This is a genomic window from Geodermatophilus sp. SYSU D00525, from assembly GCF_054050475.1.
On sequence record NZ_JBJGZK010000001.1, the window covers coordinates 74,482 to 98,242 of the forward strand.

The window sequence follows — 23,761 nt, forward strand, 5'->3', positions numbered from 1 at the left end:
ACGCCGGGGCCGCCTCCCCAGGGCCGGAGGTCGGCAGGGGGCGGGACGTACGGACGAGGCCGCCCGGGTCAGCGGACGCCGGCCCAGAGGGCGCGCTCGGCGGCGTACGGGTCGTCGACGACGGCCGGCTCGACGTCGAGGCGCATGACCGCCCGCCGGTCGAGGTCGTAGCGCGGCCAACCCGGGTCGCCGTCCGCGGCGAAGCGGACCCAGGCGCCGTGCACCGTGTCGGCGAGCTCCTGCGGCGGGGCGTCCCCGAGCGCGCCGCCCATCATCTGCGGCTCGCCGAGGGTGTCGAAGACGAACGGGATCTCCAGGGCGTGGCAGGCACCGAGCCGGCCGCCCAGGATCGGCGAGGGCCAGGCGAACTCGTACGCGTACGTGGCCCCGGGCGCGGGGGCGTGCGCGTCGGCCAGCCGGAGGGCGGGGACGCGGACCCACCAGTCGGTCATCACCGCCGCCAGCACGTCGCCCGGGCGGCGGGCGGGGTCGGCGGCCCGGTAGTGCCGCAGCGCCGACTCCGGGTCCAGCCCGTACGCGGCGATCGACCAGGAGCCGCCGGCCTCCGCCGGCGCGACGAGGACCTCCGCGGTGACCTGGTCGACGAAGCCGCCCAGGACCGGGCCGAACCGCCAGTCGTCGGCGTTCGTGCCGACCAGCACGTCGACGTCGCCGCCGGCCCCGGCGGCGATCCGGTCGATCGGTGGCGCGGGGAGGACGTCCCCGTCGACGACCGGGTGGAACGGCATGGTGCTGGTCGCGACCTCCGTGCCCCACCGCGCCGGGTCGGGATCCGCCAGCACCTCGGCGTCGACCTGCGCCTGGGCCTCGAGCAGCCGGTCGACCGGCACCCGCGCCACCGCCTCGCGGGTGGCCGGGACGCCGAGCACCGCGGCGAGCCGGGCGCCGACGCGGGCCGCCTCCGCGGCGGGGACCACCTGGTGCGCCGCGCCGCTCTGCAGGACCGCGCCACGGAACAGCCCCTCCGCCCGCGGCATCGACAGCAGGTCGCCGATCGCCATGGCCCCCGCGGACTCGCCGAAGACGGTGACGCGCCCGGGGTCCCCGCCGAACGCGGCGATCTCCTCCTGCACCCACCGCAGAGCCGCCACGTGGTCGAGCAGGCCCAGGTCCGCCGCGTCGTCGTCCTCCCCCAGGTACAGGAAGCCGTCGGCGCCGGTGCGCCAGTTGATGGTCACGCAGACGACGCCGTCACGGGCGAACCGGCTGCCGTCGTAGCTGCCGCCGGAGCTGTAGTGGAAGGCCCCGCCGGGGCTCCACACCACCACCGGCAGCCCGGCCGCCCCGGGGTCGGGCGTCCAGACGTTCAGGTTCAGGCAGTCGTCGCCCATCTCGGCCGGGTCGAACAGCAGCCCCGTCGGGTCGTCGCGGGGGAACCGCGGCTGGGGCGGCTCGGGACCGAGGACGGTGGCGTCGCGGACGCCGGCCCACCGCTCCACCGGCTGCGGCGGCCGCATCCGCAGCGGCCCGACGGGCGGTGCCGCGTAGGAGATGCCCAGGAAGGCGCACACCCCGCCGGCCGCGGTGCCGCGCACGCGCCCCCGGCGGGTCTCGACAATCGGGTCCACGACGACCTCCTCCGCTCAGGTCGGCATCGTCGCCGCGGCGGCCGGCGGCCCCCAGAGGCGCCCGCCCCGCCGTGGCGGGCCGAGCGCCCCCGGGCCACAGGTCCCGGGTACTCCGGCCTTCCGGCCGCGTCGGCCGCCCGCCCGGCCGGGGACCCTCGGAGCCCCACCACCGAGAGGAGGCCGACGTGGACGCGGTGAAGACCTGGACGGTGCGCATCGACATCGGCGAGCACGACGGCCGGACCCGCGCCGTCGCCCACCTGCAGCCCCGCGAGGCCGCGGCGATGACCGGGATCGGGTTCGCTCGGCTCGACCCGGCCGACCGGGACGTCCCCGAGATCGGCGACGAGATCGCCGTCGCCCGGGCACTGTCCGACCTGGCCCACCGGCTGCTGCGGGCCGCGACGGACGACGTCGAGCAGTCCACCGGCGAGGCCGCGCACCTGGTGATGTGACGGGCCGGCCCGGAGGTCCGACCGCACCGGCGGGCCCCCGGCCGGTGCGGTGAGTCCCGGCCGCGCCGGGAGTCCTGGTGGTGACGCGTCCTCCGGGCGCTCCGGAGAACGCGTGGTCGGTCGACGACAGGGGCTCGACACGCAGAGGGGGTCGTCATGGACGTCCTGCACACCGGTCACGAGGACGACCTGCGGATCGAGCTCGGCCTCGCGCGCCTGGAGCTCGACGCTGCCCGGCGGGCGCGGCAGGGGAAGGACACGCCCGCGGCCCGGCAGCGGGTGGTGGACGTCCTGGGCCGCATCGACCGGCTGCTCGACCGGTGGAACGACCTCGCCCGCACCCCCGTCTGACCCGTCCACCCCTCCGTCGGGGTGCGGGACCGCGGCGATCCTGCAGGCTGGGACCGCCGCCCCGGCGCCGGGGCGCCCGGCTGGACGGAGGACACCCATGTGGGCACAGACGCTGCGCGGTCCCTTCCGGTTCGAGGAGGTGGAGGTCCCCGCCCCCGACGCCGGCGCGCTGCCGCCCGGGCACGTGCTGCTGGCGACCCGCGCCGGCGCCATCTGCGGCAGCGACCTGCCCAACTTCCGCGGTGGCGTGTGGCCGCACCCGGCCGCCGAGGACGGCTGGGGCGCCACCCGCGCACCGGGCTTCCCGATGCACGAGATCGTCGGGGAGGTCGTCGCCAGCCGGCACCCCGGCCACGCCCCCGGCGACCTCGTCGTCGGCTGGGCCTCGATGTTCGACGGCATCGCCGAGCTCGTCGTCACCGACGGCGAGGGGCTGGCCGGCTACGACACCGCCCTGCCGCCCACGACCGCGGTCATGCTGCAGCCGCTGGCCTGCGTCCTCTACGCCGCCGAGCAGCTCGGCGACGTGTCCGGGCAGTCGGTGGCCGTGATCGGCCAGGGCCCGATCGGCCTGCTGTTCAGTCACGTGCTGAAGGCGCGGGGCGCGGCGCGGGTGACCGGCGTCGACCCGGTGGACCGCAGCGACGTCGCGTCCGCCTTCGGCGTCGACGAGACGGTGACGGCGCGCGCCGAGCGGTGGGCGGGCACGCTGCCCGACGCCGGCCGGCCCTCCGTCGTCGTCGAGGCCGTGGGCCACCAGGTGACGACGCTCCAGCCGGCGCTGGACGCCGTCGCGCCCGGCGGCCAGGTCTTCTACTTCGGCGTCCCGGACGACCCGGTCTACCCGTTCGACATGATGACCTTCCTGCGGAAGAACCTGACCCTCCGCTCGGGCGTCACCCTGGAGCGCCGCCGGGTGCTGGCCGACGCCGGCGCCTACCTGGCCGCGCACCCGGAGCTGCGCGACTGCTACGTCACGCACGTCCACCCGGCCGCCGACGTGGAGGCGGCCTTCGGCGCCGCGGTCGCACCCCGGCCGGGGCAGCTCAAGATCGCGGTCGACATGACCTGACGGCCGCCGTCTCCGACCCCCGTCGGAGGTCGGAGACGTGTTGCGCCCGCCGCGCGGGCCCCACCATGCTGGCGCGGCACGGGGTTTCGGACGACGACGCACCGCGCCACCACCTGGAGGCTCCATGCGTGCACGACGACGGCGTCCCGCCGGAGACCAGGGCGAGGGCGCGCAGCCCGTCGTCGTCCGTCCCCGCCGGCCCCGGCGCCGCCCCGTCGTCAGCCACGACCCGGGCGCCTCACGGGTGGCGTCCCGCCGCCTCTCCCCGCGAGCCGAGGACGCCGTCACCGTCGCGGGAGCGCTGCTGTTCTCCGCGGTCGTGGTGGGCACCGCCGACGTCGTGACGGGCACGGTCGCCACCCCGGACGCCACCCCGGACGCCGCCGCGGGTCCCGCGTCCTCCGCGACGGTGTGGCTGGTGCTCGGCCTCGCCCTGCTGCTCGGGGGCGGGGTGCTCTCGGCGCTGGTCGCGCGGTGGGTCAGCGGCCGGCGCCCACCGACGGTCCGGCCGGCCGGGGTCCGGTCCCCGGAGCGGACGGTGTGGTGGGCCCGGCTCCCCGGCCGCGCCGCGCGCACCGCGACGGGCGCCGCGGTCCTGCTCGTCACGACGGGCGTCGCCTCGCTGGCCCAGGCCCTGCAGGGCACGCCCGCGACGGGCGGCATCGTCCGCGCCTTCAGCCAGATCTGGGAGGGCACGCCCGCCCCGTCGAGCCCGCCTCCGCCCGCAGCGGCGCCGTCGAGCGAGGCGGCGCCCGAGCCGGAGGCGGCACCCGGGCCGGAGCCGGAGGACGCCGGGACCCCGCGGACTCCGGACGAACCGGCCACCGGCGAGGTGCCAGCGCCCCCGGCGGGCGCCGTCGAGGCCCCGCCACCCGCGGCGGCCCCCACCGAGGCCGCCCCTCCGCCGCCGCCCGCGCCTGCACCCCCGCCGCCCCCCGAGTCCGACGCGCCCGACACCGGTGTCGCACCGGCACCGGCTCCCGAAACGGCACCCCCCGCCGCTGAGGAGACCGCACCGCCGGCCGCGCCGGAGCCGGACGTCGAGGACGAGGCCGGGGCCGCCTCCGGGACCGAGGACACCGCCGAGCCCACGACCGGGTCCGACGAGGTGACGGAGCCGGAGACCGAGCCGGAGACCGAGCCGGAGACCGAGCCGGCGCCCGAGTCCGTCCCGTCGTCGGAGTCGGTCCCGTCGTCGCCGGAGGCTGCGACGGAGCCCGAGTGGCCGGCCGACACCGAGCCGGTGCCCGACACCGAGACCCCGTCCGAGCCCGAGCCGTCGACCGGTTACGAGCCGGAGGCCCCGCCCGAGCCCGGGACAGGGTCGACGCCAGAGCCGGAGACGCCGTCCGAACCGGCGCCGCCGTCCGAGCCGGTGCTGACCGAGCCGGAGACGTCGCCCGAACCGGTGCCCGCTCCCGATGCGGCGACCGAGACGGAGCCGGGAGCAGACACGGCGGGTGAGTCCGAGACGCTGCCGGACCAGGGACCTCCGTGGGCCACCGAGCCGGAGCAGGCACCTCCGTGGGCCACCGGGCCGGAGCCGCAGCCCGCACCGGAGACCTCGGCCGCCCCGGAGACGGGGCCGGAGCCGACGCCCGAGCCAGAGCCGGCTCCCGGATCCGAGGCGGCGTTCCCGCCGGACGCAGCGCCCGCACCGGAGCCCGTGCCGGCACCCGAGCCCGCACCACAGGCGGAGCCGCCTCAGGCGGAGGCACAGGAGCCCAGCCCTCAGCAGCCGGCTCCGCAACCCGAGCCTGCACCTCAGCCTGAGTCTGAGCCTGCACCCGAGTCCGAGGCAGTGCCTGCTCCGGAACCGGCGCCGCAGCCGGAGCCAGCACTGCAGCCGGAGCCAGCACCGCAGCCGGAGCCCACACCGCAGCCGGAGGCAGAGGCCCCGCCGGAGCCAGCACCGCAGCCGGAGCCAGAGGCCCCGCCGGAGCAGGCGCCCCAGCCCGAGCAGGCGCCCCAGCCCGAGCAGCAGCCGGCACCTGCACCGGAGTCGGCGCCCGCGGCCGAGGGGCCACCAGCACCGGCAGGCGACCAGCCACCGGCACCGCAGCCCGAGGGCCCGCCCGCGCCGGCGCCCCAGCCGGAGCCGGCCCCCGAGGCAGCTCCCCAGCCGGATGCGGCGCCCGCACCCGAGCCGCCACCGGCAGTCGAGCCGGCGCCTGGATCGGGTCCGGCACCTGCGCCCGAATCGGCCCCGCAGCCCGAGCCCTCACCGCAGCCCGAGGCTGCACCACCGCCTGAGGCGGAGCCTGCACCGGCACCCGACGCGGGACCCGAACCGGAGCCTGCGCCAGCACCCGAACCCGCGCCTACACCTGGACCCGCGCCCGAACCGGAGCCCACTCCGGAACCGGCACCCGAGCCCGGACCGGCACCCGAGCCCGGACCGGCACCCCAGCCAGAAGAGGCACCCCAGCCAGAAGAGGCACCCCAGCCGGAGGAGGCACCCCAGCCGGAGCCGGCCGGCGAACCGGCGCCCGCGCCCGAGACCGCGGAGGAGTCACCCCCGGCGCCGTGAGACGGCCGGGCCCGGTCAGCCGCGCCCGGCCGCTCCCGGGGTGCCGTCGTGCGGGCCGGCGGACCGGGCGGAGCGGGCGTCCAGCCACGCCTGCCACTCCGAGCGTCCACCGGCGCCGGCCCGCGCCGCGCCGACGACGGCCAGGACCACCACCACGGCCACCAGCAGCAGCAGGCCGCCGACGATGTACTCCCAGCCGAACAGCGGCGGGACGGTCATGCTCCCCGGGTCCGGCGGGGTCGGGACGTCGGCCATGCGCCGAGCGTGCCCGACCGCGCGCCACCGCGACGCCCTGCGGCGGACTTCCACCCGCGAGGGCGACGTCACGCAGAGAGAGCCCCGGAGCCGGGGGCACCCGATCAGGCGCGCCGGGGTCGCCTCCCGGGTGATCGCCCCTCGGAGCGCTGACGGCGCCGCGGTCGGCCGCCCTACCGTCCCGGGGATCCGGAACGGACCCGGACGTGGAGGGAGGCAGCCGGATGACCGCCGAGCTGCAGGTCGACGAGGAGCTCCGCCCGACGGGCCCGGGGCGACGGCGGCCCAACGTCTCCGGGGACCTGCCCACGGTCCTCGAGGCCGGCCCGATGTTCGGCCGCGCCGTGGCCGGCTACGACCGCTTCCAGGTCGACACCTACGTGCAGTGGGCCGAGGACCAGCTCGCCACCGCCGACCGCGAGCGCGAGCACCTCGTCACCCGCCTGCTGAGCACCCGCGCCGAGCTCGACGAGGCCCGGGCGCTGCTCGGCCACTCGTCCGGGGGCGGGGAGTTCCTCCAGCTGTCCCGGCGGATCGGGGCGATGCTCGCCGCGGCGGCCGACGAGGCCGAGGGCATGCGCGCCGAGGCCGAGGCCGCCTGGGCCGCCGCCTCCGAGCAGGCGGAGCGGATCGTCGCCCGCGCGCAGCGGACCCTCGCCGACGCCGAGGCCGAGGCGGACCGGACGGCGGCCGCGGCGGCCGCACACGTCACCGAGACGGCCGCGCGGGCCGCCCGGCTCCTCGCCGACGCCGAGCAGGCGGCCGCCGCCACCCGCGCGGAGGCCGCGGCGCGGCTGGAGGAGATCGGGGCGGCCGGGCGCCGCGCCGCCGCGGACGCCGACCGGGTGCGGCAGCGCGCCGAGGAGGACGCGGTCGCCGCCCGGGTCCGGGCGCGGGCCGAGATCGTCGCGATGCTGGCCACCGGCCGCGAGGAGCGGCGGCGCGCCGACGCCGAGGCGGCCGCCACCCGGGACCGCCTCGACGGCGAGGCCGTGACGCGCCGCGCCGCCCTCCTGGCGGAGGTGGCGGACCTCGAACGGCGGCGGTCCGCGCTCCGGGCGGAGCTCGACCTGCTCGACCGCCCGTCACCCGCCCTCCCGCGCGGGCGGGTGGAGGCCCTCCGGCGGTGGGCGCACCTCCTGCGCGGGGGCCGCCACCGCGCGTCCTGACCCCGGACGGCGCAGCGCCCCCTTCCCCGGCCCCGGCGTCGGTGGTGCACTTCCCCCCTCGGCTTCCCGGCGACGCCAGCAGGGTCTGGAGGCGGCGATGTCCCTGGAGCAGGACGTGGCGGCGGCCCGCCGCGCGGTGGACGCGCTGGAACGGGCGTGCGCACCGCTGACGGGTCGCTTCGGTGACACCGTGGACGCCCGCCGGCTCAGGGTCGACGTCGCCCGGCTGCGCGACGACCTGGACCTCCTGTGCGGGGCCCGGGTCCGCAGGGCCTGGGAGCCGTTCGCGACCGTCTACGGCGACGGCGACGACGAGGGCCTGGGCGGGTCCGGCCGCACCCACCGGTGACCACCACCGCGCCGCGCGGGACGGGGGCGACCTCGGCCGGACGCGGCGACGGCGGGCCGGCCCCGCGCCGCGCGACGATCGCGGCGCGGACCCTGCGCACCGACCGCTGGTGGCTGCAGCCGGCGCTCACGGTCGTGGCGCTGCTCGCGTTCGTCGTCTACGCGACGTTTCGGGCGTTCCAGAACGCCTACTACTTCTCCGAGCCCTACATCTCGCCGTTCTACTCGCCGTGCCTGTCGACCCGGTGCGAGGGCGACACCTTCCCCGAGTTCTTCACCGGCCCGGCGTGGATCTCCCCGGCGATCTACATCCTGGTCTTCCCGCTGGGCATCCGGCTGACCTGCTACTACTACCGGAAGGCCTACTACCGGTCGTTCTGGCTGTCGCCGCCGGCCTGCGCGGTCGCCGAGCCGCACCGGCGCTACACGGGTGAGACGCGGTTCCCGCTGGTCGGGCAGAACGTGCACCGCTACTTCCTCTACGCGGCGCTGGTCATCAACGTCGTCCTCTTCTACGACGCCGTCCTCGCCTTCCGCGACGAGACCGGCGAGTGGGGCCACATGGGGCTGGGCACGCTGGTGCTGCTGGTCAACGCGACGCTGCTGGCCCTCTACTCGCTGTCCTGCCACTCGTGCCGGCACGTCGTCGGCGGGCGGCTGAACCACTTCTCCCGGCACCCGATCCGCTACCGCGCCTGGACGCTGGTGTCCCGGCTCAACGCCCGCCACATGCAGTGGGCGTGGGCGTCGATGGTCAGCGTGGCGCTGGCCGACCTCTACGTCCTCCTGCTCGCCACCGACACGATCCGGGACGTGAGGTTCTTCTGATGGATCTCGAGCGGCACGCCTACGACGTCGTGGTGGTGGGGGCCGGCGGCGCCGGGCTGCGGGCGGCGATCGCGGCGCACGAGGCCGGCGCGCGCACCGCCGTCGTCTGCAAGTCCCTGCTCGGCAAGGCGCACACGGTCATGGCCGAGGGCGGCATCGCCGCGGCGATGGGCAACGCCTGGCCGGAGGACGGCTGGCGGGTGCACTTCCGGGACACCATGCGCGGCGGGAAGATGCTCAACCACTGGCGCATGGCGCAGATCCACGCGCAGGAGGCGCCCGACCGGGTGCGCGAGCTCGAGGACTGGGGCGCGCTGTTCGACCGCACCCCCGACGGGCTGATCAGCCAGCGCGACTTCGGCGGCCACCGCTACGCCCGGCTCGCGCACGTCGGCGACCGCACCGGCCTGGAGCTCATCCGCACCCTGCAGCAGCGCACCGTCGCCCTCGGCGTCGACGTGTTCATGGAGTGCACGGTCACCCGGCTGGTCACCGACGACGAGGGCGTCACCGGGGCGTTCGGCTACTGGCGGGAGTCGGGCCGGTTCGTCGCCTGGGAGGCCCCCTCGGTGGTGCTGGCCACCGGGGGCATCGGCAAGGCCTACAAGGTCACCTCGAACTCGTGGGAGTACACCGGCGACGGGCACTCGCTGGCGCTGCAGGCCGGCGCCGGGCTGGTGAACATGGAGTTCGTCCAGTTCCACCCGACCGGCATGGTCTGGCCGCCGTCGGTGCGCGGGATCCTGGTCACGGAGAGCGTCCGCGGCGACGGCGGCGTGCTGCGCAACTCGGCCGGCAACCGGTTCATGTTCGACTACATCCCGGACTACTTCCGCAAGGAGACGGCGGAGACCGAGGACGAGGCCGACCGGTGGTACGAGGACAAGAAGAACAACCGCCGCCCGCCCGAGCTGCTCCCCCGCGACGAGGTCGCCCGCGCCATCAACAGCGAGGTCAAGGCCGGCCGCGGCTCCCCGCACGGCGGCGTGTTCCTCGACATCGCCACCCGCCGCCCGGCCGAGTACGTCCGCCGCCGGCTGCCGTCGATGTACCACCAGTTCAAGGAGCTGGCCGACGTCGACATCACCGCCGAGGCGATGGAGGTCGGCCCCACCTGCCACTACGTGATGGGCGGCGTCGAGGTCGACCCGGACACCGCCGCGGCGTCCGTGCCGGGGCTGTTCGCCGCGGGCGAGGTCGCCGGCGGCATGCACGGGTCCAACCGGCTCGGCGGCAACTCGCTGTCGGACCTGCTGGTGTTCGGCCGCCGCGCCGGCGCCGCCGCCGCTGAGCACGCGGCCAAGCGGGCCGGCGTGGTGGCGCTCGCCGAGGAGGCGCTGGCCGACGCCGCGCGGGCGGCGCTGGCGCCGTTCGAGCGGGAGGGCGGCGAGAACCCCTACACCGTGCAGCAGGAGCTGCAGCAGACGATGCACGACCTGGTCGGGATCATCCGCACCGCGCCGGAGGTGGAACAGGCGCTGGACCGGATCGCCGGCCTGCGGGAGCGGGTCGCGGCGCTGTCGGTCGAGGGGCACCGGCAGTACAACCCCGGCTGGCACCTGGCGCTGGACCTGCCGCACCTGCTGCTGGTCAGCGAGTGCATCGCCCGCGCCGCGCTGGCCCGCGAGGAGAGCCGCGGCGGGCACACCCGCGACGACTTCCCCGCGACCGACCCGGAGTGGGGCCGCACCAACCTGGTCTGCACGCGGACGGCGGACGGCGGGGTGACCGTGGCCCGGCAGCCGCTGCCACAGATGCCGCCGGAGCTCGCCGAGGTCTTCGAGGAGGGGACGTGACCGAGCCGGGGGAACCGAGCATCGGCGGGACGGACGACGGCGCCGGGCGCGGCGCCGGCGACGGCGGGGACGGCGGCTACGACGCCACCTTCCGGGTCTGGCGGGGCGACGCGTCCGGCGGGGAGCTGCAGACCTTCACCGTCCCGGTACACGAGGGCGAGGTCGTCCTCGACGTCATCCACCGCATCCAGGCGACCCAGGCCGGCGACCTCGCCGTCCGGTGGAACTGCAAGGCCGGCAAGTGCGGCTCGTGCAGCGCGGAGGTCAACGGCCGGCCGCGGCTGATGTGCCTGACCCGCATGAGCACCTTCGCCGAGGACGAGCCGGTCACCGTCACCCCGCTGCGCACGTTCCCGGTGATCCGCGACCTGGTCACCGACGTCTCCTACAACTACGAGAAGGCCGCGCAGGTCCCGGCGTTCACCCCGCGCCCGCGCGATCCCGACGGTAACCACCGGATGCAGCAGGTCGACGTCGAGCGGCCGCAGGAGTTCCGCAAGTGCATCGAGTGCTGGCTGTGCCAGGACACCTGCCACGTCATCCGCGACCACGAGGAGAACAAGGCCGCCTTCGCCGGACCGCGCTTCCTCATCCGGCTGGCCGAGCTGGACATGCACCCGCTCGACGTCGCCGACCGGCGGGACGCCGCCCGCGAGGAGTTCGGCGTCGGCTACTGCAACATCACCAAGTGCTGCTCCGAGGTCTGCCCCGAGGGCATCCACCTCACCGACAACGGCATCATCCCGCTCAAGGAGCGGGTGGTGGACCGCCGGTACGACCCGCTGACCTGGCTGGGGTCGAGGATCGGGCGGCGCCCGCGGCGGTGACGCCGGGGGACGCGCACGGGCCCGTTGCCACGCGCGGGGACCGCGAGAACGCTCCCTCGTGCGGCGGTGCCGCACCGGGCGTCGCCGCGCGCACGAGAGGAGCGGTGACGTGTACGCACGGACGACCACCATCCACGGCACGACCCAGGCGATCGACGACGCGGTCACCTACATGCGCGACGAGGTGATGCCGGTGGTCCAGGAGATGGACGGCTTCGTCGGCCTGTCCTTCCTCGCCGACCGCGGGAGCGGACGCTGCATCGTCGCGACCGCCTGGCAGACCGAGGAGGCGATGAACGCCACGGCGGACCGGGTGCGGCCGATGCGCGACCGGGTCGCGGAGGTCCTCGGCGGTGGAGCGGAGGTGCGGACCTGGGAGATCGCCTCACTGCACCGGCTGCACGAGGCCCCGGCCGGGGCCTGTGCCCGGGTCACCTGGCTGCGCGCGGACCCCGACCGGGTCGAGCAGCTCCTGGACACCTTCCGGATGGGCGTGCTGCCGAGCCTCGAGGAACTGGACGGCTTCTGCAGCGCCAGCCTGCTGGTCGACCGCCGGGAGGGGGCGGCCGCCGCCACCGTGACGTACGCGGACCGCGCGACCCTGGAGCGCACCCGGGAGGCCGGCACGGCCATCCGGGAGCGGGCGAGCCGGGAGAGCGGCGCCGACATCGTCGACGTCGCCGAGTTCGAGCTGGTCCTGGCCCACCTCCGGGTGCCCGAGACCGTCTGAGCGCCACCCCGCGGTGGGGCGGTCCACGCCCCACCGCGGGCCCGTCCGTCAGGACCCGGCGGCCACCGGCCGCCGGGCCAGCCGGTCGACGCACGCGTGGGTGCGCTCGAGCAGCTCGTGCGCCGCGGCGGGGGTCGGCGCGATCGCGGTCAGCCCGAACCGGCCGTCGACCGCCAGCCCCGACAGCATGTGCAGGACGACGCCGCTGCGGGTGCGCCGGTCGAAGCGCAGCCCCTCGCGGTCGACCGCGTCGACGACCTCCCGCGGCGGCAGCCCGGTCCAGGCGGGGTCGACGAGGTTGTCGGTGGCGCAGTAGCAGTGGACGGTGCCGTCGTCGGCGGTCCACCGGCCGAGGTCGGGGTCGTAGCGGCCGGGCACGAGGTTGCGCAGCACCGTGTAGGGGTGCGTCGTGCCGCCCTTGCGGAGGTTGATCTCCAGCCCCTGCAGCGTCTCCCCGCCCGGGCCGGACGTGGCGACGAAGTCGACGCCGTACCGGCCGCGGGCGCCGCACCGGGACAGCGCCTCCCCCGCCGCCCGCCCGTACCGGCCGAGCTCCGCGGCGTAGCGCGGCTCGGCCGGGAAGCGGCACCCGAGGTACACCTGGCCGCTGTCGCCCCCGAGCACCTGCTCGTGGGTGGACAGCACGGTCACGCGCCCGTCCGGGGTGATCTCGCCCTGCACGCTGGGGCTGGCGAACCGCTCCCCGGTCACGAACTCCTCGACCACCCCGCCCAGGGTCAGCGCGGTGAGGTACCAGTCGGGCAGCCGGCGGACGGCGTCACGCAGGTGGCCCGCCGAGCCGGGCAGGCCCTGGCGGCGCAGCACCACGTTGCCGTCGCCGGCGCCGCTGTCGTCGAGCTTGAGCACCACGCCCGCCGCGTCCGGCCGGCGCCGCAGCACGTCGTCGACGGCGCGGTCGACGTCCTCGACGGTGTGCACGTCCTCGCACCCGGCCGGCACCGGGACCCCGGCGCCGGCGAGCAGCCGCCGGCCCGCGCTCTTGAACCCCAGCGGCCACAGCTCCGGCGCGGTGCCGTCGACCGGCACGTCGAGCCGCCGGGCGATCTCGACCTCGTCGGCGGTGACGTTCCACGGCTCGAGGAACGCCGGCCGGCCGCCGATGTGCCGGCGCAGGTCCTCGACCAGGTCCGGCCGGTCGCGCAGCTTCGCGGCGACCGGGCGGTAGGAGGTGTCGGGGACGACGAGCACCCGCAGCCGCCGGCGCACCGAGGCCCGGGCGGCGGGCGGCACCAGGGAGAGGTAGTGGTCGACCAGCGCCTGCGGCGGCGGGGCGCTGCTGACGAAGACCATCTCGCAGCCGGGGACGCGGGGCAGCAGGAGGACGGTCACCAGGTACCGGTGCTCCAGGGCCGGCAGGCGGTCGGCGTAGTGCGACAGCAGCGACTCGCCGATGCTGAACGAGGGCAGGGTGACCAGCACGTGCGGGGTCGAGGAGCCCGGCGCGTTCGCCGCGCAGGCCGGTGCCAGGTCCCGCTGCAGATCGGTGAACTCCCGCACGGCGCCCCCCGGCGCGCTCGTCCCCCGCGCGGGGAGCATCCTCCCGCAGGATCGGCGGCCGGAGGAGCCCGTCGGGCGCGCGGCGTCAGGAGCGGCCGGTCAGCCAGAGCAGGAGGCCGATGACCAGCCCGACCGTCGCGTGGCCGACCACGCCGCGCGCGTGGCTGACCAGCGGGTAGGCGGTCATCGTCGGCAGCGCCGTGCCCTCGTCGACCAGCAGGAAGGCGGCGGCGCCGACGGCCGGCCCGGCGGCCAGCGGGGGCACGCCGCGGCGGACCAGCGTCGCGGCGAGCACCCCGTAGGTCACGCCGAAGGTCCGGTGCACGGCGAGCCCGACCCGGCCCGCCGCCGCGTCGTCGAGGTCGCGGCCCGCGACGGCGCCGAGCTGCTTGCCCAGCTGCACGAGCGCGCCGCCCGGCGCGATCTCCTCCTCCCGCCGCCGGGACTCCGCGCTCTGCCGGCCGTGGAACCAGCCGGTGGCGGCGTCCATGGTGCGGCTGGCCGCGTACCCGGCCAGCGCCCCGGTCCAGAGCGAGCTGCGGCTACCCGTCATGGCGCCACCGTGGCGGTCCGGCGGCGCGCCGGGCAGGGGGTGCGGGCCGCCGCGGGGCCGCCGCCGTCCGGAGCGGGCGCGTCCGGACGGTCGGTGCCCGCGGACCCACGGTCAGGCGGGGGTCCGCGGCGCCGCGGCGTCGGCGGCCGAGGCGCGCGGGCCGGGCACCGGGGGCCGGCGCAGCGGCCGGAACGCGGTCCGCAGCTCGTCGACGAGCAGGTGCGGCTCCTCCCACGCGGCGAAGTGACCGCCCCGCGGCAGCCGGTTGTAGTGGAGGAGGCGGGGATAGGCGCGCTCGGTCCAGCTGCGCGGCGCCTCGTACTGCTCGCCGGGGAACACGCTGACGGCGACCGGGACCTGCACGCCCTTGGCGTCGAAGAAGCCGCCGCGGTACTCCCAGTACAGCCGGGAGGCGGAGACGCCGGTGCCGGTGAGCCAGTAGAGCGTGACGTTGTCGAGGACCTCGTCGCGCGTGAGCTCCCCCGTGCTGCTCGCCGTCCGGTCGAGGGCGGCCATGACGGCGGCGGCGGGCTGGCCGTCGGCGTCGTTGTGGTCCAGCAGCCAGGCGGCCAGGCCGACGGGCGAGTCGGCGATGCCGTAGAGGGTCTGCGGCCGGGCGGCCATGTAGCGGGCGTACTCCACCTGCCCGAACGTCCGGATCAGCTGCCCGTAGGCGCGGCGCTCCTCGTCGGAGAGGCCGGGGGGCGGCGGCTCGCCGGCCAGGGCGGCCGCGTTGACGTCGGCCGGGACGGTGGCCGGCATGTTGGTGTGGATCGCGAGCAGCCCCGGCGGCGCCTGCAGGCCCATCTGGTCGACGACGAACGCGCCCCAGTCGCCGCCCTGCGCGACGTAGCGCTCGTAGCCCAGGCGCTCCATGAGCGTGGCCCAGGCGCGGGCCATGCGCTCGGGCCCCCAGCCGGTGCCCGTCGGCTTGCCGGAGAAGCCGTAGCCGGGCATCGAGGGGACCACCACGTCGAAGGCGTCGGCGGCGTCCCCGCCGTGCGCCGTCGGGTCCACCAGCGGGCCGATGATCTTCAGCTGCTCGACCACGGAGCCGGGCCAGCCGTGGTTGACCACCAGCGGCAGGGCGTCCTCGTGCCGGGAGCGGACGTGCAGGAAGTGGATCTCCAGCCCGTCGACCTCGGTGAGGAACTGCGGCAGGGCGTTGAGCCGGGCCTCGCAGGCGCGCCAGTCGTACGCGGTGGCCCAGTGGTCCGCGAGGGCCTGCATCGTCGCGAGCGGCACGCCCTGGGAGGTGTCCGGGACCGTCTCCCGCTCGGGCCACACCGTCGCCGCGACGCGCCGGCGCAGCTCCGCGAGCGCCTCGTCCGGCACCTCCACCCGGAACGGGCGGACGGTCCCTGCTGTCGCGGTGGTCATGGCCCGCTCCCTCCTGGAGGTGCGTCGGTTCAGCCGAAGGTGAGGACGTACGCGGCCACGCCCGGGGCGGTGAACTCGACCTCGAACAGCCGGTCGCGGACCGGCCCCGGCTGCCGCACCAGCTGGTACAGCCGCCGGTCGGTCAGCACGCCGTGGCCCCGCTCGTCCACGTCGAGCCCGGCGGCGTCGCCCGGCGGCCGGCCGTCGAGGAGCACCCGGAACGGCACCGGGGCCCCGGGAGCGACCGGGCCCGTGACCAGGTGCAGGTCGCGGGCGGAGAAGCGACAGGCGAGGCGGCCGCCCGCCTCGTCGAGGACCGCGGCCTCGCCGCCGACGGTCCACCGGCCGGCCAGGGCCCACGAGCCGAGCCGGAGGCCGGACGGCAGCTCGTAGGTCCGGGACGCGTCCGGGGCGAGGCCGTGCGGGGAGGCGAAGGCGGCGGCCCGGACGTGGCCCAGGTACTCCTCCGGGGACCGCAGGTCGTCCCAGGCGGCCGGGGCCTCGACGCCCTCGCCGGTGACCACCACCGGGTCGAGGTCGGGGACGTCGGCGCCGGCCTCGGCCAGCAGCTGCCGGACCACCGTCTCCGACCGCGTCTCGTCGCCCTCGCCGAACCAGTGGTGCCGGATGCGCCCGGTGCCGTCGACGAAGTACAGCGCCGGCCAGTAGCGGTTGGCGAACGCGTCCCAGATCGCGTACCCGCTGTCGAGCGCGACCGGGTGCGTGACCCGCAGCGCCTCCAGCGCCCGGCGTACGGTGCCGGCGTCCCGCTCGAACGAGAACTCCGGCGTGTGCACGCCCAGGACGACCAGCCCGTGCTCCCGGTACCGGTCGGCCCACGCCCGCACGTACGGCAGGGTGCGCAGCCAGTTGATGCACGTGAAGGTGCAGAAGTCGACGACCACGACGCGGCCGCGCAGCCCCTCGGTGGTCAGCGGCGCGGTGTTCAGCCAGCCGGTCGCCCCGTCGAGCGCGGGCATCCGGCCCTCGGTGGGCAGGAGCGCGGGAGTGGCCACGTGCAGCACCTCCGGGGCTCAGGCCCGGGCGTCGGTCCCCGTGGCCGGCTCCGGGGGCCACCACAGGAACCGGACGCCGGTCATCTCGAACCGGGTGCCGGAGGCGTCCGAGCCGCACCGGAGGACGACCTGCATGCACGTGGGGCACCGGAGCACGAGGGCGGGGGCGTCGGCGTAGACCAGGTGTTGCCCCAGCGGGGCGCGGCCCCCGCAGTACGTGCAGGTGGACACGGCCGCGGTCGCCTCGGCGGTGAGCACCTCCGCGAGGACGCCTGCCGCCGCGTTCCCGTCCAGCCGGCGCTCGTCGACCCCGGAGGGCGCCCCGCCGGTCCCGTCGTCGGACGCGTGCTCGGACAGCTGCATCGCCGTCCCCTCCCCCGGCCGCCGGCGCCGCCGTGCCGGCCACTGTCGCGCCGGGCGCGGCGCCGCGCATCGGTCATCCGACCGTCCCCGCGTCCCGCGTCCGCGGTCGTGAACCCCTGGCCGCCGCCGCATCCGCTGGGGGAGACTCGCACCTCCACGGGGGGCGAGGCCACGACGCCGGCACCGGGCGGTGCGGGAGCCGCGACGCGTCCGGACGGCGGGAGTCGAGGGAGGCCCCTCGTGGACGACGTCCCGGGAGCACGCGGCAGCGGGCTGGTCGGCCGGCGGGCCGAGTGCGAGGTGCTGCGGGCGTTCCTGGAGCGGGCCGCCGCCGGGGGCGACGTCCTCCTGGTGACCGGCGACCGCGGCGTCGGGAGGACGGCGCTGCTCGACGCGGCCGCGGCGTCGGCGGCAGCGGCCGGGGCCCTGGTGCTGCGGGCCGCGGGGGTCGAGTCCGAGGCCGACGTCGACCACGCGGGCCTCCACCAGCTCCTGCTGCCCCTGCCGGGCGGGCCGGTCGACCCGTCCGGACCCCGGGACGACGCGCTGGCCGCCGCCGTGTCCTCCGCGCCGGCCGCGGCGCCCGGCCCGCTGGCGGTGGCCGCGGCCACGTCCGCGCTGCTCGACCGCGCGGCGGGGGGCCGCCCGGTGCTCCTGGTCGTCGACGACCTGCCGGAGCTGGACCGGGCCAGCGCCCGCGTGCTGGGCCTCCTCGCCCGCCGCCTGGCGGGACGGCGCTGGGGCGTCCTCGCCGCCGCGGGGACCGCCGGTGACCCGGTCCTGCGCGACGCCGCGCCGGCGCTCCTGGAGCTGGGCCCGCTGGACGACCCCTCGTCGGCGGAGCTGCTCCGCGCCCGCCGGCCCGACCTGCCCGCCCCGGTGCGCCGGCGGGTCCTCGACGCGGCGCGGGGCAACCCGCTGGCCCTGCTCGAGCTGCCCGACCTCCTCGCCGGGCAGGAGCCGGGCGGGCCGCTCCCCCTCCCACCGGGCACGCGGCTCGACGCGGCCTTCGCCCGGCCGGTCGGCCGGCTGCCGGCGGCCACGCGCGCGCTGCTCCTGCTGGCCGCCCTCGAGGGCACCGGCGACCTGCGCACGGTGCGCGCGGCCGCGCTCGACGAGGACCGGCGCGGGGACCGGGAGCGCGGCGGCGACTGGCTGGACGACCTCGCCCCGGCCGAGCGTGCGGGGATGGTCGACGTCGACGTGGCCACCGGCCGCCTGGTGCTGCGGCACCCGCTGACCGGCGCGGCGGCGGTGGCGCTGGCGACCAGCGGCGAGCGGCGGCGCGCGCACGCCGCCCTGGCCTCGGCGCTGGTCGACGAGCCGGAGCGCTGCGCCCGGCACCTGGCGCAGGCCACCGTGGGACCGGACGCGCACGCGGCCGGCCTGCTCGAGCGGTCGGCCGCCCGGGCCCGGCAGCGGGGGGACGCCGCCCGGGCGGTCGCCGTCCAGCTGCAGGCCGCCCGCCTCACACCGCCCGGTCCCGACCGCGCCGGCCGGCTGGCCGGGGCCGCGGCCGCGGCCGTCGCGACGACCGGCGACCTGCGGGCCGTCCCGCAGCTGCTCGCGGAGGCACGGGTCGCGGACCCGGGGGGCGGCGGGTCGCCGGCGGTCGCGGTGGCCACGGCGCTGCACCTGCTGCACGCCGAGGGCGACGTCGAGACCGCCCACCTCCTGCTCGCGCGCGCCGCCGCGGCCGCACCGGGGCCCGGCGGCGCCGTCGTCGACGACGCCCTGCACGGCCTGCTGCTCGCGTGCCACCTCGCCGGCCGGGAGGACCTGTGGCGCCTCCTGGAGGACGCGCTGGCGCGGCTGGGCCCGGACGCACCTCCCGCGGTGTCCGTCGCCGTCCGCGCGTTCGCCGACCCGGCCCGGGCGACACCCGCCGACCTCGACCGCCTCGACGACCTCCTGACCGCGGCCCAGGCGGACGCCGACCCGGCGCGCGTCGTCCGGGCCGCCCGCGCGGCCTCCTCCACCGACCGGCTCGGCGGCTGCCGGCCGGCGCTGGAGCGGGTGGCGGCCGACGGGCGCCACGGCGGTGCGGCCGCCGCCGCGGTCGACGCGCTGGCGCTGCTGTGCTCCGACGCGTTCCGCCGGGGGCGCTGGGACGAGGCCGCGCGCACCGCCGGGGAGGCGGTCGCCCGGGGCGCGGACCTGGGGTACCGGCTCGCTCCCCTGCCCGCGGCGTACTGCCTGGCCCTGCTGGCCGCCGCGCGCGGCGACGGGGCGGCGGTCCGGGCGCGGGTGCAGGACCTGACCACGGAGGCCGTCGTCCACGGGGTGCGCCTGGCCGGGCATCTCGCCGCCCACGTGTGCGGGCTGGCCGCACTGGGCCGCGGCGAGTTCGACGACGCCCACCGGCACCTGTCGGCGGTCAGCGCGCCGGGCGGGTTCGCCCCCCACGTGCCGATCGCGCCGGTGGTGGCCATGGACCTGGTCGAGGCGGCGGTGCGGACCGGACGGCGGACCGAGGCCGAGGAGCACGTCGCCGCCATGCGACGGGCGCCGCTGTTCCGGTCCCGGCCGGGCTTCGCGCTGCTGCTGGCCGGGGCGGCCGCGCTCGTGGCGCCGGAGGAGGACGCCACGGCGCGCTTCGAGGCCGCGCTCGCCGTCCCGGGGGCGGAGCGGTTCCCGTTCGACCACGCGCGGGTCCGGCTGGCGCACGGGGAGCACCTGCGCCGGTCCCGGGCGACCAGCGCCTCGCGGGTGCAGCTGGCCGCGGCGCTGGAGACCTTCGAGCGGCTCGGCGCCGCACCGTGGGCGGCGCGGGCGTCGGCCGAGCTGCGGGCGACCGGGTCGGCCCCGCGCCGGCCCTCGGGCGGGCCCTCGCCGGCCTCGCTGACCGCCCAGGAGTACGAGATCGCCATGCTCGCCGCCACGGGGTTGTCCAACAAGCAGATCGGCCACCGCCTGTACCTCTCCCCGCGGACGGTGGGCGCGCACCTCTACCGCGCCTTCCCGAAGCTCGGCGTCACCGCCCGTGCCGCGCTGCGGGACGCGCTGGCCGCGGGCGCGACCGCCGGGGCCACCGCCGGCACGCCGCGCTCGTCGCCCGACGGGTGAGCACCGGCGGTGGGTCGATCGACTGATGCCGCCGGGGGTCCCGCTCGGGCAGGGTCGGGCGGCGTCGGGAGGAGCTGCCATGTCCCTGATCTCCCGGGGGTTCGGTCACCGCGCGTCGGCGGACACCCCCCGCGACCGCCTGCCACCGGGCCAGTACGACGTCGGCGCCGGCTTCCCCGTCCTGTCCGCCGGGCCGACCCCGCGGACGCCGCTCTCGGCGTGGGACCTCACCGTGCAGGGCGAGGTGGACGGCGTGCGCCGCTGGACGTGGGAGGAGTTCCGGCAGCTGCCCCGCGAGGCGGTCTCCGTCGACATCCACTGCGTCACCAAGTGGTCGAAGTTCGACACCCGGTGGGAGGGCGTCGCCGTCGACACGCTGCTCGGCGAGGTCCGGCCGGAGGTGGCCTACGTCGTGGCCTTCTGCGACGGCGGCTACACCACGAACCTGCCCCTGGCCGACGTGACCGGCGGCCGGGCCTGGGTGGTCGACACCTACGAGGGCGAGCCGCTGGCCCCCGAGCACGGCGGGCCGGCCCGGCTGCTGGTCCCGCACCTGTACTTCTGGAAGAGCGCCAAGTGGCTGCGCGGCTTCGCGCTGAGCCGCCTGGACGAGCCCGGTTTCTGGGAGACGTTCGGCTACCACGACCGCGGGGACCCATGGCTGGAACAGCGGTACAGCGGCGACTGACCTGGCTGCGGGCCACGGTCGTCGACAGCGTCCCCGAGACGGCCTGGGTGCGGCGGCTGCGCTTCGAGGTGCCCGGCTGGACGGGGCACCTCCCGGGCCAGCACGTCGACCTGCGCCTGACCGCGGAGGACGGCTACACGGTCCAGCGCAGCTACTCGATCGCCTCCGCGCCCGAGGACCCCCTGCTGTCCCTGATGGTCGAGCGGCTCGACGGCGGGGAGGTGTCGCCCTACCTCACCGGCGAGCTGCGCGCGGGCGACGTGCTGGAGCTGCGCGGCCCCATCGGCGGGTACTTCGTGTGGTCGGCGGGCGCGGACCTCGAGCGGGGCGAGACCCGGCCGGTGCAGCTGGTCGCCGGGGGCGTGGGCGTCGCGCCGTTCCTGGCGATGCTCGACCACCGGCGCCGCACCGGGGCCCCGACGCCGGTCCGGCTGCTGTACTCCGCGCGCACGGCCGACCACGTCCTCGGCCGGGACCGGCTGGAGCCGGAGGCCACGATCACCCTCACCCGCGCGGCGCCGCCCGGGTGGCGGGGCCTGACCGGCCGCGTCGACCGCGCGGTGCTCGAGGAGCGGGCGTTCGCGCCGACGGAGCGGCCGCGGACCTTCGTCTGCGGGCCCACGTACTTCGTGGAGGACGTCGCCACCGCCCTGGTCGACATCGGCCACGACCCGTCCTGGATCCGGCTCGAGCGCTTCGGCGGCCCGGGCGCCGGGACGTGACGGGCACCCGCCACCGCACCCGAGGAGCCGCCTTGTCCACGACCGACCCCGCCACCGCGCCCCCGGCCGCGCCGGTCGTCCGCCCGCTGGCGGTGGGCGACCTCGCGCGGCCCGCGGTCACCACCGTGGAGCCGCGGGCCCACCTCGCCGCGGCCGCGTACCTCCTGAGGCACGCCGGGGACGGCGCCCTCGTCGTCCTGCGCGACGCCGACGACCGCGTCCCGCTCGGGCTGGTCACCGACGCCGACGTCGCGCAGGCGGTCGCCGACGGCCGGGACCCGGAGCGGGTGCGGATCAGCGACGTCGTGTCCGGCCCCGCCGTCGTGGTGGAACGGGACACCACGGTCGCCGCGGCGCTGGACCTCGTGCTCGAGCGGGGGCTGATCCACCTCCCGGTGGTCGACGGCGGCCGGCTGGTCGGCATCGTCGGGATGGCGGACCTGTGCCGGGCCGTGCTCCGCGCCCCCGCGGACGCCGCGCAGGACGGGCCGGGGGTCCTCCCGGGTTAGACCCACGAGGTGGGCCGGCCCCCACGCTGGTCACCCCCGGGGCGGCGGGGCATGGGTCATCTGACCGTCCCGGGACCGCTCCCCCGTCCCCGACGCCGCCGAGGTCGTGCTGATCCAGTCGTCGATGGTCTCCCACCAGCGGTAGAGCCAGTCGGTCAGCCCGGCCTCGTCCCGCGGCACCTCCGCGGCCGGGATGAACCACCACCGCAGGTGCAGCGTCTTGTCGATGGGCAGCCCGCGCCAGACGTCCCGGACCGTGCTCAGGTGCTCCAGCCCGGTGTGCGCGACGAGGACGACGTCGGCGTGCGGCGCGGCCTGCAGCGCAGCGACCACGCCGCCGGGGCGCGGGGGCAGCAGGTTCCGCATCGCCTCGGCCCGCCGCACGGCCGCGTGGTGCCCGCGCTCGCGCAGCCGCTGGAGCGCCCGCACCCTGCGCCGCGGCGTGTAGTTGGCGCCCTCGGGGAAGATGAGCAGCGCGTCCTCCTCGCCGAGGTCGCGGGCGAGGTCGGCGATGGCCTCCTCCGGGCTCGGCCCGGCCGCCGGGTCGGCGGAGAGGAAGGAGTTGGGCAGCCGGTTGAGGTAGACGTCGACCAGCGGGTCCAGCTGCAGCACGTCCTTGAGCACGATCCGCGGCTGGCGCAGGTGGTCGCGGTCCATGAGCGTGTGCACCAACAGGAACGAGTCGCCGGGGCCGGCGTGCCGGGAGAGCACCACCATGGCGTTGGTCGAGCCGGGCACCCCGTCGTCCAGCGGCGACCAGGACTCGCCGTCGGTGACCAGCCGCAGCGCGAACAGCCGCTGCGCGGTCCGCATCAGGACGTCGAGCAGCATCCGCAGCACCGTGTAGTGCGCCGCCCGGGAGCGCGGGGAGTCCAGCCGGCGGCCGAAGCCACTCACCACCCACAGCACCGCCGCGGCGGCCAGCCCGGCCACCTCGAGGCCGAGGTAGACCAGCCCGAAGCACAGCAGCCGCAGTGCACGCAGCCGCCCGGGCAGGAAGAACGACACGAGCACCGCTCCGACGACGAGCACCGGCAGCAGCAGGACGGCGACCGCGAGCACGCCGACCAGCAGCGGGCCGGCGACCCGGCGGACGCGGCGCGGGGGCAGCACCTCAGCCCACCCCGCCCCGGCCGGCGGCGACCCGGTCCAGGTACTCCCCCGCCGCGGCGCACGCCCGCTCGATCCGCGCCGGCACGCCGGAGAAGTCGCGGTAGCGCAGGTTGGCCGCCCCCGGCGGGTCCGGGTCTCCCGCGGGCAGCACGTGCACCGTGACCCCCTCCGGCAGCGTGGCGAGGTCGGCGGTGAACCGGTGCCGGCGGGCGATCTCGAAGGCGACGGTGGCCACCTCCCACGGCCGGGACGGCGGGGACAGGGGCCGGTCGATCCGCCCGACGTGCAGCACGTACACCGTCGCGGCGCCCAGCGTCACCGCGCGGCCGACCGGGATGCTGTGCACCAGGCCGCCGTCGAGGTAGTGCTCGCCGCCGATCTCCACCGGCGGCAGCAGCCCGGGCACGGCGCTGGAGGCGAGCACCGCGTCGACCAGGTCGCCGTCGGCGAACCAGTGCTCGGCGGCCCGCTCGATGCTCGCCGCGACGCACTGGAACGGGACGCGCAGCTCCTCGAACGTCGGGACCGGCAGGGCGTCCTCGAGCATCTCCCGCAGCGGCTCGCGCGGGTGCAGGTGCGTGCGGGTCCGGACCAGCGTGCCGACCCGGCCCAGCACCGACCCGGCGAACACCCGCCGCGAGGCCAGCTCCCGCCACAGCGTGCGCAGCCGGTCCACCGCGTCCGGCGTCGGGTCGGCGGCGACGAACGCGCCGTTGATGGCGCCCACCGAGGTGCCCACCACCAGGTCGGGCCGGACGCCGCGCTCGAGCAGCGCCTGCAGCATGCCGACCTCGGCCGCGCCGAGCACCCCCCCGCCGCCGAGGACGAACGCGGTGCCGCCGGTCGCTGCCACACCCCGCATCGTGGCACCCGGGCGGCGCAC

22 protein-coding genes are annotated in these 23,761 nt (G+C 77.5%); 13 read left to right on the forward strand and 9 right to left on the reverse strand.

The features are described 5' to 3' along the window. Positions 1 to 68: 68 nt before the first annotated feature. Positions 69 to 1,589 carry a carboxylesterase/lipase family protein gene (locus ACI796_RS00350; RefSeq protein ID WP_456939258.1) on the reverse strand — a complete coding sequence of 507 codons (1,521 nt, stop codon included), beginning with the start codon at positions 1,587 to 1,589 and terminating at the stop codon, positions 69 to 71. A gap of 185 nt (positions 1,590 to 1,774) precedes the next feature. Between ACI796_RS00350 and ACI796_RS00355 the strand changes: the two genes are divergently transcribed. The 3 genes from ACI796_RS00355 to ACI796_RS00365 all read left to right on the forward strand — a co-directional run bounded on the left by ACI796_RS00355 (position 1,775) and on the right by ACI796_RS00365 (position 3,467). Beyond that, positions 1,775 to 2,044 carry a DUF1876 domain-containing protein gene (locus tag ACI796_RS00355; protein WP_456939259.1) on the forward strand — a complete coding sequence of 90 codons (270 nt, stop codon included), beginning with the start codon at positions 1,775 to 1,777 and terminating at the stop codon, positions 2,042 to 2,044. A 156-nt stretch (positions 2,045 to 2,200) separates the two neighbouring features. After that, positions 2,201 to 2,395, forward strand: a complete 195-nt coding sequence (locus ACI796_RS00360; protein WP_456939260.1) for a hypothetical protein — start codon at positions 2,201 to 2,203, stop codon at positions 2,393 to 2,395. A gap of 97 nt (positions 2,396 to 2,492) precedes the next feature. After that, on the forward strand, positions 2,493 to 3,467 hold the full coding sequence (locus ACI796_RS00365; RefSeq protein ID WP_456939261.1) for a zinc-binding dehydrogenase: 975 nt from the start codon (positions 2,493 to 2,495) through the stop codon (positions 3,465 to 3,467). 2,545 nt (positions 3,468 to 6,012) lie between these two features. On the opposite strand, the gene ACI796_RS00370 is transcribed toward ACI796_RS00365, so the two are convergent. Beyond that, entirely contained in the window at positions 6,013 to 6,252 is a 240-nt protein-coding gene (locus ACI796_RS00370) for a hypothetical protein (protein WP_456939262.1), read from the reverse strand. A 224-nt stretch (positions 6,253 to 6,476) separates the two neighbouring features. Here ACI796_RS00370 and ACI796_RS00375 point away from each other — a divergent pair, with 224 nt between their 5' ends. The 6 genes from ACI796_RS00375 to ACI796_RS00400 all read left to right on the forward strand — a co-directional run bounded on the left by ACI796_RS00375 (position 6,477) and on the right by ACI796_RS00400 (position 11,950). Continuing rightward, complete coding sequence (locus ACI796_RS00375) at positions 6,477 to 7,421, forward strand: hypothetical protein (RefSeq protein ID WP_456939263.1); 945 nt, start codon at positions 6,477 to 6,479, stop codon at positions 7,419 to 7,421. Between the two features lie 97 nt (positions 7,422 to 7,518). Then, positions 7,519 to 7,770 (forward strand): hypothetical protein, encoded by a 252-nt coding sequence (locus ACI796_RS00380; protein WP_456939264.1) that lies wholly within the window; start codon positions 7,519 to 7,521, stop codon positions 7,768 to 7,770. Continuing rightward, entirely contained in the window at positions 7,767 to 8,597 is an 831-nt protein-coding gene (locus tag ACI796_RS00385; RefSeq protein WP_456939265.1) for a hypothetical protein, read from the forward strand. Before ACI796_RS00380 ends, ACI796_RS00385 begins: the two co-directional genes overlap by 4 nt. After that, on the forward strand, positions 8,597 to 10,393 hold the full coding sequence (locus ACI796_RS00390) for a fumarate reductase/succinate dehydrogenase flavoprotein subunit (protein ID WP_456939266.1): 1,797 nt from the start codon (positions 8,597 to 8,599) through the stop codon (positions 10,391 to 10,393). The genes ACI796_RS00385 and ACI796_RS00390 overlap by 1 nt, the downstream gene beginning before the upstream one ends. Further along, a complete protein-coding gene (locus tag ACI796_RS00395; RefSeq protein ID WP_456939267.1) occupies positions 10,390 to 11,220 on the forward strand; it encodes a succinate dehydrogenase/fumarate reductase iron-sulfur subunit in 831 nt (276 codons plus the stop codon). Before ACI796_RS00390 ends, ACI796_RS00395 begins: the two co-directional genes overlap by 4 nt. Positions 11,221 to 11,329: 109 nt before the next feature. Next, complete coding sequence (locus ACI796_RS00400; protein WP_456939268.1) at positions 11,330 to 11,950, forward strand: hypothetical protein; 621 nt, start codon at positions 11,330 to 11,332, stop codon at positions 11,948 to 11,950. A gap of 48 nt (positions 11,951 to 11,998) precedes the next feature. Here ACI796_RS00400 and ACI796_RS00405 read toward each other — a convergent pair whose 3' ends face one another. From ACI796_RS00405 to ACI796_RS00425, 5 genes are all read right to left on the reverse strand, one after another. Then, on the reverse strand, positions 11,999 to 13,507 hold the full coding sequence (locus ACI796_RS00405; protein ID WP_456939269.1) for a peptide ligase PGM1-related protein: 1,509 nt from the start codon (positions 13,505 to 13,507) through the stop codon (positions 11,999 to 12,001). Between the two features lie 46 nt (positions 13,508 to 13,553). Beyond that, positions 13,554 to 14,021, reverse strand: coding sequence for a hypothetical protein (locus ACI796_RS00410; RefSeq protein ID WP_456939270.1), 468 nt, complete (start codon positions 14,019 to 14,021; stop codon positions 13,554 to 13,556). A 111-nt stretch (positions 14,022 to 14,132) separates the two neighbouring features. After that, a complete protein-coding gene (locus tag ACI796_RS00415; RefSeq protein ID WP_456939271.1) occupies positions 14,133 to 15,401 on the reverse strand; it encodes an epoxide hydrolase family protein in 1,269 nt (422 codons plus the stop codon). Between the two features lie 29 nt (positions 15,402 to 15,430). Continuing rightward, positions 15,431 to 16,417 (reverse strand): thioredoxin, encoded by a 987-nt coding sequence (locus ACI796_RS00420; RefSeq protein ID WP_456939272.1) that lies wholly within the window; start codon positions 16,415 to 16,417, stop codon positions 15,431 to 15,433. Between the two features lie 18 nt (positions 16,418 to 16,435). Further along, on the reverse strand, positions 16,436 to 16,780 hold the full coding sequence (locus ACI796_RS00425; RefSeq protein WP_456939273.1) for a DUF6510 family protein: 345 nt from the start codon (positions 16,778 to 16,780) through the stop codon (positions 16,436 to 16,438). Between the two features lie 240 nt (positions 16,781 to 17,020). Between ACI796_RS00425 and ACI796_RS00430 the strand changes: the two genes are divergently transcribed. The 4 genes from ACI796_RS00430 to ACI796_RS00445 all read left to right on the forward strand — a co-directional run bounded on the left by ACI796_RS00430 (position 17,021) and on the right by ACI796_RS00445 (position 21,765). Next, entirely contained in the window at positions 17,021 to 19,846 is a 2,826-nt protein-coding gene (locus ACI796_RS00430; RefSeq protein WP_456939274.1) for an AAA family ATPase, read from the forward strand. Positions 19,847 to 19,925: 79 nt separating this feature from the next. Then, complete coding sequence (locus tag ACI796_RS00435; protein WP_456939275.1) at positions 19,926 to 20,534, forward strand: molybdopterin-dependent oxidoreductase; 609 nt, start codon at positions 19,926 to 19,928, stop codon at positions 20,532 to 20,534. After that, positions 20,504 to 21,256: a ferredoxin reductase gene (locus ACI796_RS00440; protein ID WP_456939276.1), complete on the forward strand. Its 753-nt coding sequence runs from the start codon at positions 20,504 to 20,506 to the stop codon at positions 21,254 to 21,256. The genes ACI796_RS00435 and ACI796_RS00440 overlap by 31 nt, the downstream gene beginning before the upstream one ends. 32 nt (positions 21,257 to 21,288) lie before the next feature. Beyond that, complete coding sequence (locus tag ACI796_RS00445) at positions 21,289 to 21,765, forward strand: CBS domain-containing protein (protein ID WP_456939277.1); 477 nt, start codon at positions 21,289 to 21,291, stop codon at positions 21,763 to 21,765. A 30-nt stretch (positions 21,766 to 21,795) separates the two neighbouring features. Here the strand turns inward: ACI796_RS00445 and ACI796_RS00450 are convergent, their stop codons facing one another. Together ACI796_RS00450 and ACI796_RS00455 are read right to left on the reverse strand one after the other, a co-directional pair. Continuing rightward, on the reverse strand, positions 21,796 to 22,878 hold the full coding sequence (locus ACI796_RS00450; protein ID WP_456939278.1) for a lysophospholipid acyltransferase family protein: 1,083 nt from the start codon (positions 22,876 to 22,878) through the stop codon (positions 21,796 to 21,798). 1 nt (position 22,879) lies between these two features. Beyond that, positions 22,880 to 23,731 carry a patatin-like phospholipase family protein gene (locus tag ACI796_RS00455; protein WP_456939279.1) on the reverse strand — a complete coding sequence of 284 codons (852 nt, stop codon included), beginning with the start codon at positions 23,729 to 23,731 and terminating at the stop codon, positions 22,880 to 22,882. Positions 23,732 to 23,761 lie beyond the last annotated feature (30 nt).

Coding starts and splice junctions, on each gene's coding strand:
- ACI796_RS00360 (WP_456939260.1), top strand. CDS start 2,201: ATGGACGTCCTGCACACCGGTCACGAGGACGACCTGCGGATCGAGCTC.
- ACI796_RS00365 (WP_456939261.1), top strand. CDS start 2,493: ATGTGGGCACAGACGCTGCGCGGTCCCTTCCGGTTCGAGGAGGTGGAG.
- ACI796_RS00370 (WP_456939262.1), bottom strand. CDS start 6,252: ATGGCCGACGTCCCGACCCCGCCGGACCCGGGGAGCATGACCGTCCCG.
- ACI796_RS00375 (WP_456939263.1), top strand. CDS start 6,477: ATGACCGCCGAGCTGCAGGTCGACGAGGAGCTCCGCCCGACGGGCCCG.
- ACI796_RS00380 (WP_456939264.1), top strand. CDS start 7,519: ATGTCCCTGGAGCAGGACGTGGCGGCGGCCCGCCGCGCGGTGGACGCG.
- ACI796_RS00390 (WP_456939266.1), top strand. CDS start 8,597: ATGGATCTCGAGCGGCACGCCTACGACGTCGTGGTGGTGGGGGCCGGC.
- ACI796_RS00405 (WP_456939269.1), bottom strand. CDS start 13,507: ATGCTCCCCGCGCGGGGGACGAGCGCGCCGGGGGGCGCCGTGCGGGAG.
- ACI796_RS00410 (WP_456939270.1), bottom strand. CDS start 14,021: ATGACGGGTAGCCGCAGCTCGCTCTGGACCGGGGCGCTGGCCGGGTAC.
- ACI796_RS00415 (WP_456939271.1), bottom strand. CDS start 15,401: ATGACCACCGCGACAGCAGGGACCGTCCGCCCGTTCCGGGTGGAGGTG.
- ACI796_RS00425 (WP_456939273.1), bottom strand. CDS start 16,780: ATGCAGCTGTCCGAGCACGCGTCCGACGACGGGACCGGCGGGGCGCCC.
- ACI796_RS00435 (WP_456939275.1), top strand. CDS start 19,926: ATGTCCCTGATCTCCCGGGGGTTCGGTCACCGCGCGTCGGCGGACACC.
- ACI796_RS00440 (WP_456939276.1), top strand. CDS start 20,504: ATGGCTGGAACAGCGGTACAGCGGCGACTGACCTGGCTGCGGGCCACG.